This window comes from Solibacillus sp. CAU 1738 (assembly GCF_039888725.1).
Taxonomy (GTDB): Bacteria; Bacillota; Bacilli; order Bacillales_A; family Planococcaceae; genus Metasolibacillus.
Window position 1 is genome coordinate 20,434 of the sequence record NZ_JBDQQN010000003.1, and the last position, 16,909, is coordinate 37,342.

At 37.5% G+C, this 16,909-nt stretch carries 17 protein-coding genes; 16 read left to right on the forward strand and 1 reads right to left on the reverse strand.

The features are described from left to right. The first annotated feature begins 77 nt into the window (after positions 1-77). Both AAFN87_RS09690 and AAFN87_RS09695 read left to right on the forward strand, forming a co-directional pair. Complete coding sequence (locus tag AAFN87_RS09690) at positions 78-1,292, forward strand: MFS transporter (protein WP_347790863.1); 1,215 nt, start codon at positions 78-80, stop codon at positions 1,290-1,292. A gap of 265 nt (positions 1,293-1,557) precedes the next feature. Continuing rightward, on the forward strand, positions 1,558-2,145 hold the full coding sequence (locus AAFN87_RS09695; protein ID WP_347790864.1) for a DUF2441 domain-containing protein: 588 nt from the start codon (positions 1,558-1,560) through the stop codon (positions 2,143-2,145). A gap of 693 nt (positions 2,146-2,838) precedes the next feature. Here AAFN87_RS09695 and AAFN87_RS09700 read toward each other — a convergent pair. Then, the gene (locus AAFN87_RS09700; RefSeq protein WP_347790865.1) at positions 2,839-3,516 is read right to left on the reverse strand and encodes a histidine kinase; all 678 of its coding nucleotides are present in this window, start codon (positions 3,514-3,516) and stop codon (positions 2,839-2,841) included. Between the two features lie 347 nt (positions 3,517-3,863). Here AAFN87_RS09700 and AAFN87_RS09705 point away from each other — a divergent pair, with 347 nt between their 5' ends. The 14 genes from AAFN87_RS09705 (at position 3,864) to AAFN87_RS09770 (ending at position 16,850) form a co-directional block, all read left to right on the forward strand. Next, positions 3,864-6,269: a Na+/H+ antiporter subunit A gene (locus AAFN87_RS09705; RefSeq protein ID WP_347790866.1), complete on the forward strand. Its 2,406-nt coding sequence runs from the start codon at positions 3,864-3,866 to the stop codon at positions 6,267-6,269. Then, positions 6,259-6,681, forward strand: a complete 423-nt coding sequence (locus AAFN87_RS09710) for a Na(+)/H(+) antiporter subunit B (RefSeq protein ID WP_347790867.1) — start codon at positions 6,259-6,261, stop codon at positions 6,679-6,681. The genes AAFN87_RS09705 and AAFN87_RS09710 overlap by 11 nt, the downstream gene beginning before the upstream one ends. Position 6,682: 1 nt before the next feature. Further along, complete coding sequence (locus tag AAFN87_RS09715; RefSeq protein ID WP_347790868.1) at positions 6,683-7,021, forward strand: Na(+)/H(+) antiporter subunit C; 339 nt, start codon at positions 6,683-6,685, stop codon at positions 7,019-7,021. Next, complete coding sequence (locus AAFN87_RS09720; RefSeq protein WP_347790869.1) at positions 7,014-8,495, forward strand: Na+/H+ antiporter subunit D; 1,482 nt, start codon at positions 7,014-7,016, stop codon at positions 8,493-8,495. Before AAFN87_RS09715 ends, AAFN87_RS09720 begins: the two co-directional genes overlap by 8 nt. Before the next feature lie 14 nt (positions 8,496-8,509). Beyond that, positions 8,510-8,992 carry a Na+/H+ antiporter subunit E gene (locus AAFN87_RS09725; RefSeq protein ID WP_347790870.1) on the forward strand — a complete coding sequence of 161 codons (483 nt, stop codon included), beginning with the start codon at positions 8,510-8,512 and terminating at the stop codon, positions 8,990-8,992. Continuing rightward, positions 8,992-9,276, forward strand: a complete 285-nt coding sequence (locus AAFN87_RS09730) for a Na(+)/H(+) antiporter subunit F1 (protein WP_347790871.1) — start codon at positions 8,992-8,994, stop codon at positions 9,274-9,276. Before AAFN87_RS09725 ends, AAFN87_RS09730 begins: the two co-directional genes overlap by 1 nt. Next, positions 9,254-9,661 (forward strand): Na+/H+ antiporter subunit G, encoded by a 408-nt coding sequence (locus AAFN87_RS09735; RefSeq protein WP_347790872.1) that lies wholly within the window; start codon positions 9,254-9,256, stop codon positions 9,659-9,661. The genes AAFN87_RS09730 and AAFN87_RS09735 overlap by 23 nt, the downstream gene beginning before the upstream one ends. 873 nt (positions 9,662-10,534) lie before the next feature. Beyond that, positions 10,535-10,912: a GntR family transcriptional regulator gene (locus AAFN87_RS09740; RefSeq protein WP_347790873.1), complete on the forward strand. Its 378-nt coding sequence runs from the start codon at positions 10,535-10,537 to the stop codon at positions 10,910-10,912. Continuing rightward, a complete protein-coding gene (locus AAFN87_RS09745; RefSeq protein ID WP_347790874.1) occupies positions 10,909-11,796 on the forward strand; it encodes an ATP-binding cassette domain-containing protein in 888 nt (295 codons plus the stop codon). Before AAFN87_RS09740 ends, AAFN87_RS09745 begins: the two co-directional genes overlap by 4 nt. Continuing rightward, a complete protein-coding gene (locus AAFN87_RS09750) occupies positions 11,780-12,496 on the forward strand; it encodes a hypothetical protein (protein ID WP_347790875.1) in 717 nt (238 codons plus the stop codon). Before AAFN87_RS09745 ends, AAFN87_RS09750 begins: the two co-directional genes overlap by 17 nt. After that, positions 12,493-13,212, forward strand: a complete 720-nt coding sequence (locus AAFN87_RS09755) for a hypothetical protein (RefSeq protein WP_347790876.1) — start codon at positions 12,493-12,495, stop codon at positions 13,210-13,212. Before AAFN87_RS09750 ends, AAFN87_RS09755 begins: the two co-directional genes overlap by 4 nt. 21 nt (positions 13,213-13,233) lie before the next feature. Beyond that, on the forward strand, positions 13,234-14,049 hold the full coding sequence (locus AAFN87_RS09760; protein ID WP_347790877.1) for a metallophosphoesterase: 816 nt from the start codon (positions 13,234-13,236) through the stop codon (positions 14,047-14,049). 158 nt (positions 14,050-14,207) lie between these two features. Then, complete coding sequence (locus AAFN87_RS09765; RefSeq protein ID WP_347790878.1) at positions 14,208-16,205, forward strand: methyl-accepting chemotaxis protein; 1,998 nt, start codon at positions 14,208-14,210, stop codon at positions 16,203-16,205. Positions 16,206-16,307: 102 nt separating this feature from the next. Then, positions 16,308-16,850 (forward strand): GNAT family N-acetyltransferase, encoded by a 543-nt coding sequence (locus AAFN87_RS09770; RefSeq protein WP_347790879.1) that lies wholly within the window; start codon positions 16,308-16,310, stop codon positions 16,848-16,850. The last annotated feature ends 59 nt before the right edge of the window (positions 16,851-16,909 follow it).

Here is a 16,909-nt window from a genome sequence, read left to right on the forward strand (position 1 = left end):
TTGCTGGTTAGCTTGAACGAAAATGACACATGCTATACAGCAGTAAAAAAAACTACATAGAAAGTGTGAACAACGTTATGACGACAGCTACAGTAAATACGACAGTGAAACAAAATAATCCCGTTTACATAATGATGGTCGCTATTGGAGTATGTCATTTAATCAATGACACGATGCAATCTGTTATTCCAGCGATGTTCCCGCTTCTAGAGCGCGATCTAGGCTTAACTTTTACACAACTCGGACTCATTTCTTTCGTGTTAAATATGTTTGCCTCCGTATTACAGCCTGTCGTTGGTTTTGTAACGGATAAAAAGCCAATGCCTTTTGCACTTCCGATAGGTATGGTGAGTTCTTTTATTGGACTAACACTACTTATATTGTCTGGTAGCTACTACATGATTTTAGTGTCAGTTTTGTTTTTAGGATTTGGCTCTGCTGTTTTCCATCCAGAAGGCTCGCGTGTATCATTTATGGCTGCTGGCACAAAACGTGGTTTATCTCAGTCTATATATCAAGTAGGTGGCAACTCTGGACAAGCTTTAGCACCTCTAATTAGCGCATTTATTATTTTGCCATTTGGTATGAAAGGTGTTTCCATCATATTAGTATTGACTTCGATTGGAATTGTTATTTTAACAAAAATTGCAATTTGGTATAAAAAACAGCTTGAGGCAGAAAAACTGTCTAAGGTAAAAAAAGTACTAGTATCATCATTACCTCCTTTAACAAAAAAGCAGGTGGGCACTGCACTTACTTTATTATTTATTATTATTTTTGCGCGTTCATTTTACACGACAAACATTACAAGCTTTTATGTATTTTATTTAATCGAGCATTACGATTTAACGATTACAAAAGGGCAAGTATTGATTTTCTTATTTATGGCGTGTGGTGTTGTAGGTACGTTTTTTGGCGGGCCATTATCTGACCGCATTGGACGGAAAAATGTCATTTTATTATCAGTTGTTGCACCAATGCCATTTTGTTTAATACTACCGTATGTACCATTATTGCTTGTGCCGGTGTTATTGATTGTAATTGGTACGCTTATTATGATTAGCTTTTCCGTCACGGTTGTGTATGCACAGGAATTAGTGCCAAGTAAAATTGGGACGATGGCTGGCCTAATGACAGGATTCTCATTCGGGATGGGAGCAATTGGGGCAATTTTTACAGGTATGCTAATGGATATTTACGGTATTGAATTTACGATGATCGCTGTTTCTATTTTACCAATTTTACTGTTTGTTGCATTGTTCTTACCGAAAGATCATGCTGCGAAGGCTTAATTGGATAGTCAGATGAAATGAGGTCGAAAACTGGGTGGGGCCATCTATTGTGATTCCCGCTATGACACGGTTTTGTGTAGCACAATCGTATTATACTGCTAGGGGCCTCCGTGACTCGCTAAAAGTTTAAGTATTACCTTTGTTTCCAACGTGAGCACTATGTAATTTGAGCATCTGCACATATATTGTGTAGATGCTTTTTATATTATAAATAACTACTTGTTCTGGTAAAATAAGGGTTATTAAAACTAGAAGGAGTGATACTATGAACGAATTTTATGCTTATCACCTTGTTACTAGAAAAAACATGGCTCTGGGACAAATCATTAACTTTGACAAGGATCAAAAAAACACTTTATATCGCTTCTTTTTTGAAAAGGAACAATTGAATGCTAAAGGTGAAGACTTTATTCAAATTTTATATGGTCAATATACAGAGGAGGGGTTGAACCTTAATAAGGAAAATGCCGAAGTAGCTATTAAGTATGTAGGTCAAACAATTAGAGCTGTGAGAGAAGTAATACTAGAAATGGTTAGACTGCAAGAACATCCTGAGTATCCTTCTAGACTGTCTTGCTTATACGCTGCTAAAACTTATGAAGATGCTTTGAAATGGAAAGAAGTATTTGATACATATAACCGTCAAGTTTTACAAATTGTAAAACTGCGAGTTACAGGGAATAGTTTTGAAGGGGATGGAAACCTTTTGCCTAAAGAGGATGGCGTTTCTTTCTCTCGGAAAATTGATCAAGCGAAAGAGTATTGGCAAGGAAATGTGAATGGTGAGCTTACTGAACTATTGATAAACGGAAATATCGAAGTGATCGAAATTATTGATGATTTCTCATCTTAAGAAAAATTAGTTTTTCTTAATAAACATAAAATGCAAAGAGGATTAGTAAAAATGAGGGGCTTATCTTTTGAAATCCCAAATGCTTTCGGGAAATATTTGAATGATATATTAAGTGGAATCATTATTCAAAAGCAGTAACTGCAGGTTACAAAAATATAAAATACATTACAGATGAAAATGATACAGTTAAAACATTAATAGCCTTTTAATATTGATGACTTATGAGAAAAATAAAGAGGTGTATTGAAAATATATATTGTACATTTAGGATTCTTTATAATTTTCATTATTTCAATAGTTTGTGGCTTTCTATTTATTTTTAAATTAGGGAAGAAAAATAAAGTTAATATTGCTAGTGGAGCTATATTATTTGGGATTGGAGCCTTATCGTTAACGGTTTGCATTATTTCTTTATTCGAGTGGATTTGAAGTAATGCTGGGTGGAGATATATTTTTAAGAGTAATAGGGATAAAAACGATAAAAAAATAAAATAGTAATATATAGAGTGTTGATCTTGGAGTGTTGACGCTTTTTTGTTGAATTTATCGCACATTAACGGGCAGTAAGACCCCCATTTTAACAGTTCCTTTTCTAATTAAAGTGAGGTTAATGAAAAGTTGGGGGAAAATAATAAAACATTCTACTTTAAATAAAAAAGGGGACGTTCATTTTCAGACGCTCCCTTCTAACTATTATTTATTTATGCACTGTGCTGGTATTAATTGAGGATTTGCTATAATACCCTCTGTAATTGTCAGTTCATGCATTTTTTTGTTGTACGTAAATTTGAAAATGCCATTATCGAAGTCAGTACCAATTTCCTTGAAGAAAATGCCTTCGATCGTCGGTATTTTTGGACAAGTAAACGCGATTTTATAATGTTCCTCGTCTGGAATCAAGTAAGCACGCACACCTTTTTCGTAAATATCATATAACTCATCTTCAGTAGGACGTTTAACTGCGACAATATGAAAATCAACAAACGGTATTTCACGTAAAAGGACGTTTAAAAATGACCCTTTCGTAATTTCCTCCCAGCGACTTTGTGCACTTTGCCCAACTATTATTTGTGTAATGTTATAATTTCTCGCTACTTCAGTAATGACTTTTTGAATAGGGCGCTTTTCGTTATCTCGAATAATGAATTGTTCCACTTGTAAATCTTCTGTCAACTGCTGCCAATGCTCGATATAACCTGATTTTTCAGCATCAAATGCATCTAGTGGCTGTGCATCTACCGTTAAAACATATAAAGGGCAATCGAGTAATGTTGCCAGTTTATGTCCTCTACGGATAAGACGTTCACCATTGAGTCCGTAGTAAACACAAACTAAAATACTTTCGTCTATTCGACCTTTCACGTATTTCATTTTAGCTTGCACCTCTTTATATTAATATTACTCTATTAAAATGATTAAGAATTTGAGAAATTTAGCATAATCGAGTTAAAAAAGGGGGTGTTGCAGTGCATTGAGCACAGTTCTATTGTATAATTTTATTTGGTAATATATTTTATTTGATACTCTTTACATATTTTTTTGTTACTAAACATTTTTTCTAATAAAATAGTGAAGTTACTTTATATAGCAAAAATAATCTCATCTGTATGACACACTATTATGCCGCGAGTTATTTGGTTAGTCAAGTGTATTGGGGAAATTTGCTTTTTTTGCTAGAAAAATAAGTGTTTATACTTGAAATTGGGGGGTTTTAGCTTGTGATCGTTGAATTTTCCATACTACTACCGTTTATTATGGCTGCGTTCATTCCATTTATATATAGGCGATTTAAAAAATTTCATATCGGATGGCTCGTGTTAGCTGTGCCGGTCACTTTATTTAGTTTATTAGCTACATATATTCCACTTATAGCGAATGGACAAACATTTATAAAAACTTATGAGTGGATCCCCTCTTTTAATATTAACTTCACAACATATTTAGACGGTTTGAGTATGATATTTAGTTTACTCATTACCGGTGTGGGTAGTTTAGTTATTTTATACTCGATTTTTTATTTATCAACGAAGGAATCTCTTCAGCATTTTTATTGCTACTTATTACTTTTCATGGGCGCTATGCTTGGCGTCGTTTTTTCCGATCATTTAATGGTGCTGTATGCATTTTGGGAGTTAACGAGTGTATCGTCATTCCTACTCATCGCGTTTTGGCATCACCGCAAAGCTTCTCGTGCAGGGGCTCGCAAAGCAATGACCATTACCGTTATTGGCGGCGTTGCCATGCTTGCCGGATTTTTAATGCTATATGACATGACTGGTACATTTAGCATCCGTGAATTAATTTCAAATTTTAATATGATTCAAACGCATAATTTATTTATTCCAGCAATGGTACTCGTATTACTAGGGGCTTTCACAAAATCGGCTCAATTCCCATTCCATATATGGCTTCCAGATGCGATGGAAGCACCAACACCCGTTAGTGCATATCTCCATTCTGCAACGATGGTGAAGGCAGGTATATATTTAGTTGCGCGTATGACACCTATTTTCGGCGGTCATGAAGTATGGTTTTGGTCTGTGAGTGGTATAGGGATATTAACACTCTTTTGGGGCTCATTTAACGCAGTACGCCAATATGATTTGAAGGCATTACTCGCGTATTCTACTGTTAGTCAGCTAGGTCTCATTATGTCCTTATTAGGATTTGGCTCGGCGGCATTTGCTCTTGGTTATAGTTCTGACTCCATCATCTATACGCAAGCAACATTTGCGGCGTTATTCCATTTAATTAACCATTCTACATTTAAAGGTGCACTTTTTATGATGGTCGGTATTGTCGATCATGAAGTCGGGACACGAGATATTCGCCGTCTTGGTGGATTAATGACACTAATGCCATTTACATTTACGATTGCGATCATCGGCAGCTTTTCAATGGCAGGATTACCACCATTTAACGGGTTTTTAAGTAAAGAAATGTTTTTTGCCGCAACAGTAGAAATTTTAAGTTTAAATATTTTTTCACTCGAAAGTTTCGGTCTAATTTTCCCTGTTGTTGCTTGGATAGCGAGTGTATTTACATTTGTATACAGTGTGATTATTGTTGCCCAAACGTTTTGGGGACAAAGAAAACCTGAGCGTATAGAAAAGCCAGTACATGAAGCACCTTTAGGTATGTTAATTTCTCCGTTTATACTTGTCGCTCTAGTCGTTGGCATTTTCTTCTTTCCAAACATATTAAGACAATATATATTGCAGCCAGCAATGTTAAGTGTATATCCTAACTTTCCTTATCCTGTGCAGTTGACGAAGGAAATTTCATTTTGGCATGGATTTAAGCCAGAATTGTTTATGACGATTAGTGTTGTCATTGTTGGGATGATTTTATACCGAACGTTAAAAAAATGGCGTTCGGTGTATCAAATATTGCCGCAAAAATATTCGTTTAATGCACTTTACGAGCGTTTAATCAGTTTTAGTGAGTCAAAATCACATTCATTAACACGTTCCTACATGAATGGACAACTAATGTATTACTTTGTTTATATTTATGTATTTTTTGTTGCAGTAGTCGCCGGTTATTTCTTATTAAGTGATGCATTTTCTTGGAATCCTGCAAAAGACTCACCGGTGGAATATTATGAGCTCATTTTAGTACTAGTAATGGTATTTGCTGTGGTGTCACTTCTTTTTGCGAAAGGGCGCATTACTGCAGTGCTATTAAACGGTGTACTCGGGTATTCAGTCGCATTTTTCTTTGTTGTATTTCGTGCGCCAGATCTTGCGTTAACACAGCTTGTAGTGGAATCCGTAACAACAGCATTGTTTTTACTATGCTTTAAGTATTTGCCGGATTTGTCGAAGGAAAATGTTTCAAAGGCAATGAAATTTTCGAAGGCGACCATTTCAATTTTGGTCGGGGCTACGGTGACGTTAATCGGATTAGCAGTCCTCAATTACGACAAATTTGAGTCAATATCATCGTACTTTGAAGACTCGTACAATTTAGCTGGCGGAAAAAATATCGTCAATACCATTTTAGGCGATTTCCGTGCATTTGATACGATGCTTGAAGTTGTCGTATTATTTATTGCTGGCTTGGGCGTTTACACACTTATTAAGCTAAAAGCGAAAAAGGGGGACTCGGACGTTGAAAATTAATGATGTCATTTTACGCACAGTCGTAAGGGCAGTCGTATTTATCATATTAACGCTCGGTGTGTACCTCTTTTTTGCAGGGCATAACGCACCGGGTGGCGGTTTTATCGGCGGACTCGTACTCGGTTCGGCCATCGTACTGCTGTATTTAACGTATGATATTGAGACGGTGCATGAAGGCATGCCGTTTGATTTTAAAAAAGTTGCAGCAACTGGTGTTTTACTTGCTACGGGTACGGCGATTGGGTCAATCTTTTTTGATGTACCGTTTTTAACGCAAACAGATAGATATTTCGATTTGCCATTACTAGGTAAAACTCATTTATCGACTGTCACGATTTTTGAAGCGGGTGTTGCGTTAACAGTGATCGGTACACTTGTTACGATTATTTTAAGTATAAGTGAGGATGAATAGTATGGAATCAATCATTGTTATATTAGTTGGCATTTTGGTTACCGTTGCTACTTATTTAATTCTCTCACTTACAGTTATTCGCGTTATTTTAGGTACTGCGGTTTTATCGCATGCTGTACATTTACTTATTTTAACGGTTGGTGGATTAAAAAAAGGGGATGTACCACTGCTAAGTCAGTCGGATGGTCCGTACACAGATGCTTTGCCACAAGCGCTTATTTTAACAGCTATAGTTATTAGCTTTGCGGTGACGGCATTTGTATTAGTACTTGCTTATCGCATGTATAAGACGAATGGTACGGATGATCTGAGCAAGCTAGGGGGATCGCCAAATGAATAATATGATTGTATTGCCATTGATTGTACCGATTATTACGGCTATTTTACTCGTCTTTATGCGAGAGCATATTAAATTACAGCGTATCGTAAGTTTTGTGACGATGCTTTTCGTTAGTGTTATTTCAATTATCATGCTTGTCCAAGTTCAATCTGTAGGGATTATGAAAATCGATTTTAGTGGCTGGCTACCGCCGTTTGGTATTTTATTTGTAGCGGACTCATTTTCGGTTTTATTAGTACTAACTGCGAGCATCGTTACCGCCATTTGTCTACTATATGCTTTTTCTACAATTGGAGAACGACATGAAAGGATGTTCTTTTATCCATTTGTTTTATTCCTTATTGCTGGGGTCAATGGCTCGTTTTTAACAGGCGATATTTTCAATTTATTCGTATGCTTCGAAGTGATGTTGCTCGCCTCTTACGTACTAATTGCGCTTGGGGGAGAGAAGTTCCAACTACGCGAATCTTTAAAATATGTACTTATTAATATAGTTGCATCTTGGATGTTTTTAGTAGCTCTCGCCTATTTATACGGTACGTTAAAAACCTTGAATATGGCTCATATTGCCCAGCGAGTAGCAGAAGTTGGGCAAGATCCAATGCTAACGACAGTAGCGATTTTATTTTTAGTCGTCTTTAGCTTAAAAGCGGGATTACTTCTATTTTTCTGGTTACCAGGTTCATATAGTGTGCCACCAACTGCTGTACAAGCATTATTTGCGGCACTACTTACAAAGGTAGGCATTTATGCGCTATTCCGTACATTTACATTAATGTTTCCTTTAAATATTGAGGTAACACATACAATCATCGGTGTTATGGCCGGGTTGACGATTATCGCGGGATGTATGGGAGCATTATCAGGACGCGATGTTCGGACAATTGCTTCTTACAATGTCATTATTGGGGTTGGCTTTATTTTGATTGGTTTAGCGGTCGGCACGGAGAGCGCATTTGCAGGCGCTGTATATTACTTATTGCATGATATGTTAGCTAAGGCATTACTCTTTTTAATAGTTGGGACAATGGTCTATTTAACAGGTGAAATTGTTGTTAAAAATATGAACGGCCTAATTCGACATTATCCACTCTTCGGTTGGATTTATTTTATAGTGTTATGCGCACTTGCCGGTATTCCACCACTGAGTGGCTTTATCGGAAAAGTATTAATAGCACAAGGAGCTATTGCGACAGAATCTTACATATTACTTGCAATTGGTTTTGGTTCTAGTGTAATCGTACTCTATTCATTGCTTCGTATTTTCCTAGCATCATTTTTCGGGGAAACGTCAGTTAGTAAAGAGGATGCAAAATCGATACCAAAAGGGGCATATGCTGCATTTACATTGCTTGCAATATGTATTATTGCTCTAGGTTTCGGTGCGGAAAGTATGGCGGTTTATGTAAAGGATGCGGCTCGAACGTTAGCTAACCCGTCTATTTATATTGAAGCAATTCTTGGGGCTCAGTAAAGGAAGGTGAGTAGATGTTTGGCCAATTTATATTAAATTTATTTATTGCGGCACTGTGGTTTTTATTAAAAGATGATCCAAATGCAAACTTTTCTACATTTGTTGCCGGGTTTTTAGTAGGGGTTATGATTTTATATGTAATGCACCGTTTTTTTGGAACGCAATTTTATTTACGTCGTGTAGTGAAAATTTTCAAACTCATCTTGCTCTTTATCCAAGAGTTATTGCTGTCTAGTTTTGCGGTATTAAAGCAAGTGCTTATGCCACAATTAAACTTCACCCCAGGCATTTTCACATATAAAACAGAGCTACGTGGCGATTGGGAAATTACAGTTCTTGCACTACTACTTACATTAACACCAGGGTCGGTCGTAATGGAAGTATCGGAGGAAGGCGATACATTCTTTATTCACGCTATGGATATAGAAGAATCAAAGGAAGCAGTTATTCGGTCAATCGGTAAGTTCGAGCAAGCCATTTTGGAGGTGACACGTTAATGATTGAGAAAATTTTAGTAATTTCACTGACTTTATTTATGGTAGCAGTGGCACTCCTTCTGTACCGTGTCATTAAAGGACCTTCGATGCCAGATCGTGCAATCGGACTAGATACAATTGGTGTAAACATTATTTCTGCGATTGCAATTGTGTCGATTTTACTGAAAACGAAAGCTTTTTTAGAAGCTATATTAATTTTAGGTATTTTAGCATTTATCGGTACGATTGCGTTTTCTAAATATATCGAAAGGGGTGTTATCGTTGAGCGTAAATCAAATCGTTGAATGGCTAGCCGTCCTGCTCATTTTAGCAGGCTCAATTATTAGTGTTATTAGTGCATACGGTATGATTCGTTTACCCGATGTGTATACACGCTCACACGCTGCAACGAAAAGTGCCACTTTGTCCGTATTAGCTTGTTTGTTAGGGGCTTTCATTTATTTTTGGAGTCACGACGGCTTTTTTAGTATTCGTTTAATTTTAGGTATTGTTTTTGTGTTCATTACTGCACCGGTGGCAGGGCATCTTGTCTGTCGCGCGGCGTATCGTTCAAGCGTACCTTTAGCGGAAGGCTCTGGGGAAGATATGTTAAAACCAGTGCTATTTGGTGAGGAAGCGACGGTCCTTAGTGAATTAGAAGTAACAATCGATGAACACGAGGTAAAGTAAAGATTAATCATAGTTAAACGCGAAATAAAGTTATACACAATACCTGACGCTTACTTCTTAACGGAAGTAGGCGTTTTTCGCGTTTTTGGGGATAAGTTTTTTTAATTTCACCATTTTCGAGTGACCCTTCATGTGGGTAAGTCGCTTAGTTGAGGATAAAGCTGTGGAGAACATAGAAAATGTGGATAGAAAGGGGGATAAGTTTTATGTTAAAACGCTCGGCTGTGGATGAATTATTATTTGTACAATCATTCAATTATGTTCCAATATCGCCTATCATTCTGGATGACCTATTTTTTTGTTAATTAGGTTATTAATGTATCTTCACCGTAACTAGGGGGTGATTTCCGTTGCTCCAGCATGCTTTCCTGGGGGCGTCCGATGAGCCTCCTCACTGCGTTGCGGGGTCTCAGGCCAACAGGACGTTGGTCACGAAGGCGTTGTCACACGATGTGACGGTTTTAGCCTTCGTTCCTTAGTGACGCTAATCCCCAAGGAGTCACGCTGGCTCCACTCCAATCAACAAAACGCTTTATTAATAATTTCATCTTTCTAATTTTAATCAAGAGCCATTTTTCAAATTTCTACATATTACCGACTCTTCGCCATAATTTTTGATGAAATTTAGCAAAATGTATTATCTAGAATGATTTATCAGTAATTGTTAGCACACGGAACGGAGAGAGGTACGTTTGACGAGGAGACTGAGGCCATGCCTGCGGAAAGCGTAGCTCGGAGTGTAGTGTGAGGTGTCTACATATCAACCTCGATTTATGTTGATGAACCTTGTTTATACCTTGACTTCAACTGTAAAATTATATATAGTACATTACAACACTAATGCACTGATTAAAATTGGAAGGAGCGCTTGATTTGAATGTAAATGTAGAAAGCACAACGCCCATTTATGTGCAAATAGCGGACTGGATACGCAATGAAATACTGGCAGACCGCTTAACAGCAGATGGTAAAGTGTATTCTCAGTATCAGTTAGCAGAAATGTTTAATATAAATCCCGCAACGGCAGGCAAAGGGCTAACAATTTTACTTGATGAAAATATTCTGTACAAGAAAAGGGGGCTTGGCATGTTTGTGACAGTAGGGGCGAAAGACATGATTTTGCAAACGAGACGTAATGAAACATTGCAGCAACTTGCACGCGATATAGTGCTAGAAGCGCGCCGATTATCTGTAACAGATGACGAACTCATCAATCTTATTCAAAAAATGCAAAGGGGGGAATGCCAGTGATACAGTGCACAGAGCTGACAAAATCTTACCGTGGCAAGCAAGCATTGGCAGGTGTGACATGTGCTCTGGACGAGCAAAAAATTATAGGCTTAGTTGGACGTAACGGTGCAGGGAAATCGACAATGTTAAAAATTTTAGCGGGCCATTTAAAGCCGACAGATGGCGAAGTGTGCATTAATAACGACAAGCCATTCAATAATTTAACCGTTGCCACGAATACGATTTTAATTGAAGAAGCAATGACATTTCCTAATAATAGCGACGTAGCACATATTTTAAAAAGCGCAGAAAAATTCTACCCAAACTGGCAAGGAGATTTAGCAAAAAAGCTACTTAGCTATGCCGGGTTGTCACCAAAGAATTTCCATTACAACTTATCCAAAGGCCAACGCTCAACGTTCAATTTAATTTACGGATTAGCGAGTAGATGCGCTGTGACATTGCTAGATGAGCCAATGAACGGAATGGACGAAGCGATTCGTTCAGATATGTACCGTGCAATTTTAAAGGAATATATCGCACACCCGCGTACAATTATTATTTCAAGCCATCATTTAAAGGAAATTGAGCATTTAATTGAGGAAATCCTACTTATTGATAACGGAAAGGTAGCGCTCCATGAATCACTAGAACATATGCAGCAATATGCGGTGCGCTTAATTGGGCAACGGGATGCACTTGAACAATACCGCACGCAAGCAAACATTTTATTTGAAAAACAGGAAGCTCCGTTTGCAGAAATGGTTGTTCAAGCACAAACCCTTACACTAAACGAACAGCAACTTCGCGACGCAAATATTCAAGTATTACCGGTTTCAGCAAGTGATGTTTGTAAATACGTAACAGCAAAATCGAGAGGAGGTATCGATGATGTATTCGAATAATGTGTCACTGTTGAACAATATTACCGCACAAGTGAAATGGAAAATGGTGACGTATAGCAATATATTGACGACTTTTGTCTTTGTTCAGATAATCTTTTCGTTTCTATCCTCTCATAGCGGGATGAGTGGTAGCGGGATCAATAATATGGAGCTTAGAGAGTATTTTTATAGTTTAGATTCAGTCATGATGGTTTCAGCGTTTACTGCGGTAGGTATTGGGATAACACTGGCTGCAAGTCAATTAGTGAAAGAGAATTTCTCTATACCAACAACGAGACTGAGCGCAAATATTTCAACTATCCTATTTTTATGTATTGCAAATTTTTTCGCAACTGTAACAGCTATTTTGACGAATAATATTACGCTATTTATCAAAATGATGTTCTTTGATTACGACGTGGTGATAGGGACTATATTCCCAAGTATGACGACATTTTTTACACTGTATATGATTTTGCTATTTGCTTCAGCAGTCGGTTATTTCATCGGTAGCTTTATTAAAGTATCGAAAGTATTGACAGTTATTCTAGCTATAATTGTTTTTACGTTATTTATTCGCGTCATTCCGCTGGAGCGCAATTTTTTCTTATGGCTACTAGATCACAGCTACAGTGTCTTTATGTTTAAGGCATTCATCACGTCTTTCCTACTGTATAGTATAGCGTGCATTGTAACGAATAGACAGGAGGTGCGCAGATGATAAGCTTTTTACCGATTATTGTTATGCTTATTTTGATCTTCATTATCATTGCAGCAATACGTCGATTGTCTGCGCGCATAAAAATATGGACACCGAAGCGAATTTACATCTTTTTAGGCATGTATATCGTAATTGGGGTTGTCCTTATGATTGCCATGCCTTATTTACCAAATGTGAAAAAAGAGGTATTATCTGAACAAGAAGTGAAAGAAAAGCTCGATGAAGCTGAGTTTCTCACCCAGCTTGTGCAGGAAAAGCGCTTTGATGAGATTGATCCAGCGTATTTGAAAAATGAATGGTCTATGGAGTTACCAACAGATGAGCTTATATTAACGACTAATCGTGAATATTCGTCTGTACATGTAATAGTCACTTGGCGAGATGAACCAGCATCGAATGAAATTTTTGCAAGCTACTATGAATTCCCATTTATTTTTTCTGGTATCGACATGACAGATAAAGTCGTAGCACCACAGATGGAATTGCAGGGCAATACACTCGCGATTGTGGAAAAAGATCAGTTACCAGTGACGTACCACCGCATTCAACCGACTTTAGAAATTTTGGAAAACCATTATGAAAATCAAAACGAAAACCAATTAAATGCAGTGATATATTCCAATTATTTGATGGGACAACAAATGTTACACTTGAATGTTCCGAAACATATTAATATTATTGATAATAGTGGGATGATTAACTACCTATATTATTAATAATGAATTGAGCGGTGGACGTTGAAAAAGCTAGTTAAATTGATGGTATTCATTATTGCATTGTATATTTTCCTTGAAATCAATAATCAGTGGCTCGTTGTAACGGAGCATGTGTTAGAATCCGAAAAAATACCGAGCAGCTTTAATAATTACCGGATTACACAAGTAACTGACTTACACGATGCCACATTCGGTGACAACCAACAAAAACTTATTGAAAAAGTACGGGCTACCAATCCAGATGCGATTTTCATTACAGGGGATTTGATTGATAGTAACCGATATGATTTAGAAAATAGCTTGCATGCTGTTGAAGCTTTTGTGAAAATAGCGGATGTTTATTATGTGCTAGGGAATCATGAAGTGGCAATAAATAAGATGGACGAAATTTATATAGCGCTAATTGAACTTGGAGTACATGTATTACCGAATGAATCGCTCGTACTTGAACGCGACGGGGAGCGTTTAGCGATTGTCGGAATTGAAGATCCGCTTATGGGCATGGAAACAGAAGAAATGCTTAATATTGCACTAGCGAATGTGCCTGATGATATGTTTACCCTTCTGCTATCGCACCGCCCAGAACGCTTTGACACATATGTCGCAAAGGATGTAGATCTAGTGTTTTCGGGTCATGCACATGGAGGGCAAGTTCGCCTACCGTTTATTGGGGGACTCGTTGCTCCGGGGCAAGGGATGTTCCCGAAATACACTGCTGGAACGTTTACTGAAAATGATACGACGATGGTAGTGAGCAGAGGATTAGGCAATAGTATTGTACCGTATCGCCTATTTAATTTACCGGAAATAGTAGTTATGGAACTAAAAAGTAAATAAATGATTGAAAGAATGAGAGTGCCGAAATTTAGCGGCACTCTTTTTTTATGGACTATTAATAGGAAATTATGTTTACGCAATAATTTATATGTTATTATGAGAATAGCTATAAAATTACCAAAGTATGGAATAAAATATTAATTAAGGGAGGTTTATTTGTGAAAATCAAAGGTATTGGCGTAAAATTAACAATTTCAATTGTAATGCTACTTTTGTTAACTTGTGTAATGTTAGGGACATTGTCTTACTTTAGTAGTGCCCGTGCTTTAACTGAACAAGCAGAAATTGATTTAGAGTGGAAAGCTGAAGATGTAGGACATTATATTGAAGAATTTTTCAAACGTACATATATAGAAGTAGAATCGATTGCTGAGCAAAGTGCTGTGCAGTCAATGGATTTAAAAACACAATTTGCTTATTTGAATAAGCGAATTGAAAAGAGCGAAGATTACATAGGCTTTGGTATTGTAACTCCTGACGGCATTTCTTATTATTCAGATGGCACAACAGCTGATCTTAGCGACCGTGATTATATTATTGAAGCATTTAAAGGCAATACTGCGATGTCGGATATTATTATTAGCCGTGTCACAAATGAGCCGGTTATTATGATAGCGACACCGATTGAAACAGTAACAAATGAAAAAGCGTTGCTACTTGCACGTATGGATGGGTACTTTTTATCATCTGTTATCGAAACAATCACAGTTGGCGAAACAGGTTATGCTTTAATCGTGAATGAAGAAGGCACAATTCAAGCACATCAAAACCGTGAAAATGTGAAAAATCAAGTGAATTTTTTAACGCAAGCTAAAGAAACTGGTGAAATGACGGGTGAAGCTACTGCTATCGAAGAGATGCTCAATAACGAGGAAGGCTTTTACGACTTCACACATTCTAATGGCAATGACCAGCTACTAGGCTTTCATTCGTTAAATAATGGTTGGACGATTGCTGTCACAGCTATTAAGCACGAGATGCTTGCTGGATTATCGGATATGAAAAAGGGGCTTATTTATTCCACTATGTTTTCAGTATTTATCGGATTGTTTTTTGCAATTTTCGTAACACGTTCAATAAGTAAACCGATTACCGAAGTAGTTCGCATTAGTGAATATTTATCAGAAGGCGACTTTACACAGGAAATACCTGAAAAACATCGTAAACGCCTAGATGAACTTGGCTCACTTGCACGTTCATTAACAAGAACAGTTACCAATATGAAGACGATGATTGCGCAAGTAAATAAAAATGCAACGAATGTGAGTGAGGCTTCGTGTGATTTAATGAGTGATGTAAATGCTGTGACAAGTGTAACAAAAGGGATAGCAAGTGCGATTGAAGAAGTAGAGCGCGGCTCGAATATTCAATCGACTATGGCTGATGAGAGTGCAACAGCAATGGAACAAATGGCACTTGGCGTACAGCATGTAGCAGAAGTTGCGTCAACAGTTACCGAGCATACACAATTTATTGAAACGAAAGTACGTGAAGGGCATGAAGCAGTTAATGATTCGATTCATCAAATGAAGGCGATTCAAGGTGGCACAGAAATAGAGTTACAAGTCATTCGAAAATTAGATCATGAATCAAAGGAAATCGGTCTAATCTCAAAAATGATTACAGATATTTCTGAACAAACAAATTTACTTGCGCTTAATGCTTCAATTGAAGCGGCACGTGCAGGAGAAGCAGGAAAAGGCTTTGCAGTTGTAGCAGGTGAAGTTCGAAAATTATCGGAGCAAACAGCCGATTCTGCAGCTCAAATTAATAAGTTAATTGAAAAAGTACAAGCCTATACAGGAGAAGCAGTGCGCGCCGCTGAACTGAGTGAGGATACCGTCGAGCAAGGTTTACAGTACATTTACATACTGGAGTCAAGGTTTATGGAAATTGTACAAGCGGTTGAACAGATTACAAGTGAAATTGGGCAATTAAGCCAATCTGCACAAGAAATGAGCGCTAATACAGAAGAAGTATCTGCTTCTATGGAGGAAATGTCGGCATCCGCAAATGCTGCAGCGGTATATGTAGAAGAAGTAACAGATGCAACGGATAGCCAACTAAAAACAGTCGATGAAATGAGTCGCCAAGCAAATGAGCTATCAGAAATGGCAGCAGAATTACAACAGGCAGTACGTCAGTTCAAAATATAAAAGAAATCCCGAATGTAGTAAATGTCTATGTTCGGGATTTTTGGGGTTTGTAAAAAATGGATTATTATGACATGATAGTTAAAATTACAAGGAGGGATTTAAATGTTTACATATAAGGTAGATGAAGAAATTGAATTACGTCTAGTTACGCAGCATGACGCAGAGGGAATTTTTGAGATGATAGATCGCTCCCGTAACTATTTGCGGGAATGGCTAGGATGGCTTGACTATTCAACAGAAGTCAGTGGGACCAAGCAAAATATCGACATGAATTTGAGAAAATTTGCCGAAGGGACAGCCCTTGATACAGCGATCGTCTATCAAGGAAAAATTGTCGGGAAGATCGGCTTTAATTCGATCAATCCGGCAAATAAAACAGCCTTTATTGGCTATATGTTAGATGAGCGCTACCAAGGTCATGGCATTATGACACGTGCAACAAAGGCCATGCTGGCAATTGCCTTTGACTACTATCATTTACAAAAGGTCGAAATACATGTGGCAGAAGGCAATGTGAAAAGTCGGGCGATTCCTGAGCGACTAGGGTTTATACAAGAAGGGACGATTCGTAGTGCTGAATGGTTATACGACCATTATGTAGATCACGTTGTGTATGGAATGCTTCGAAAAGAGTGGAAGATGTAAAGTATCACCTTGATAATAATACCTATATGGGTATGGATTTTTAATCAGGTGAACTAATA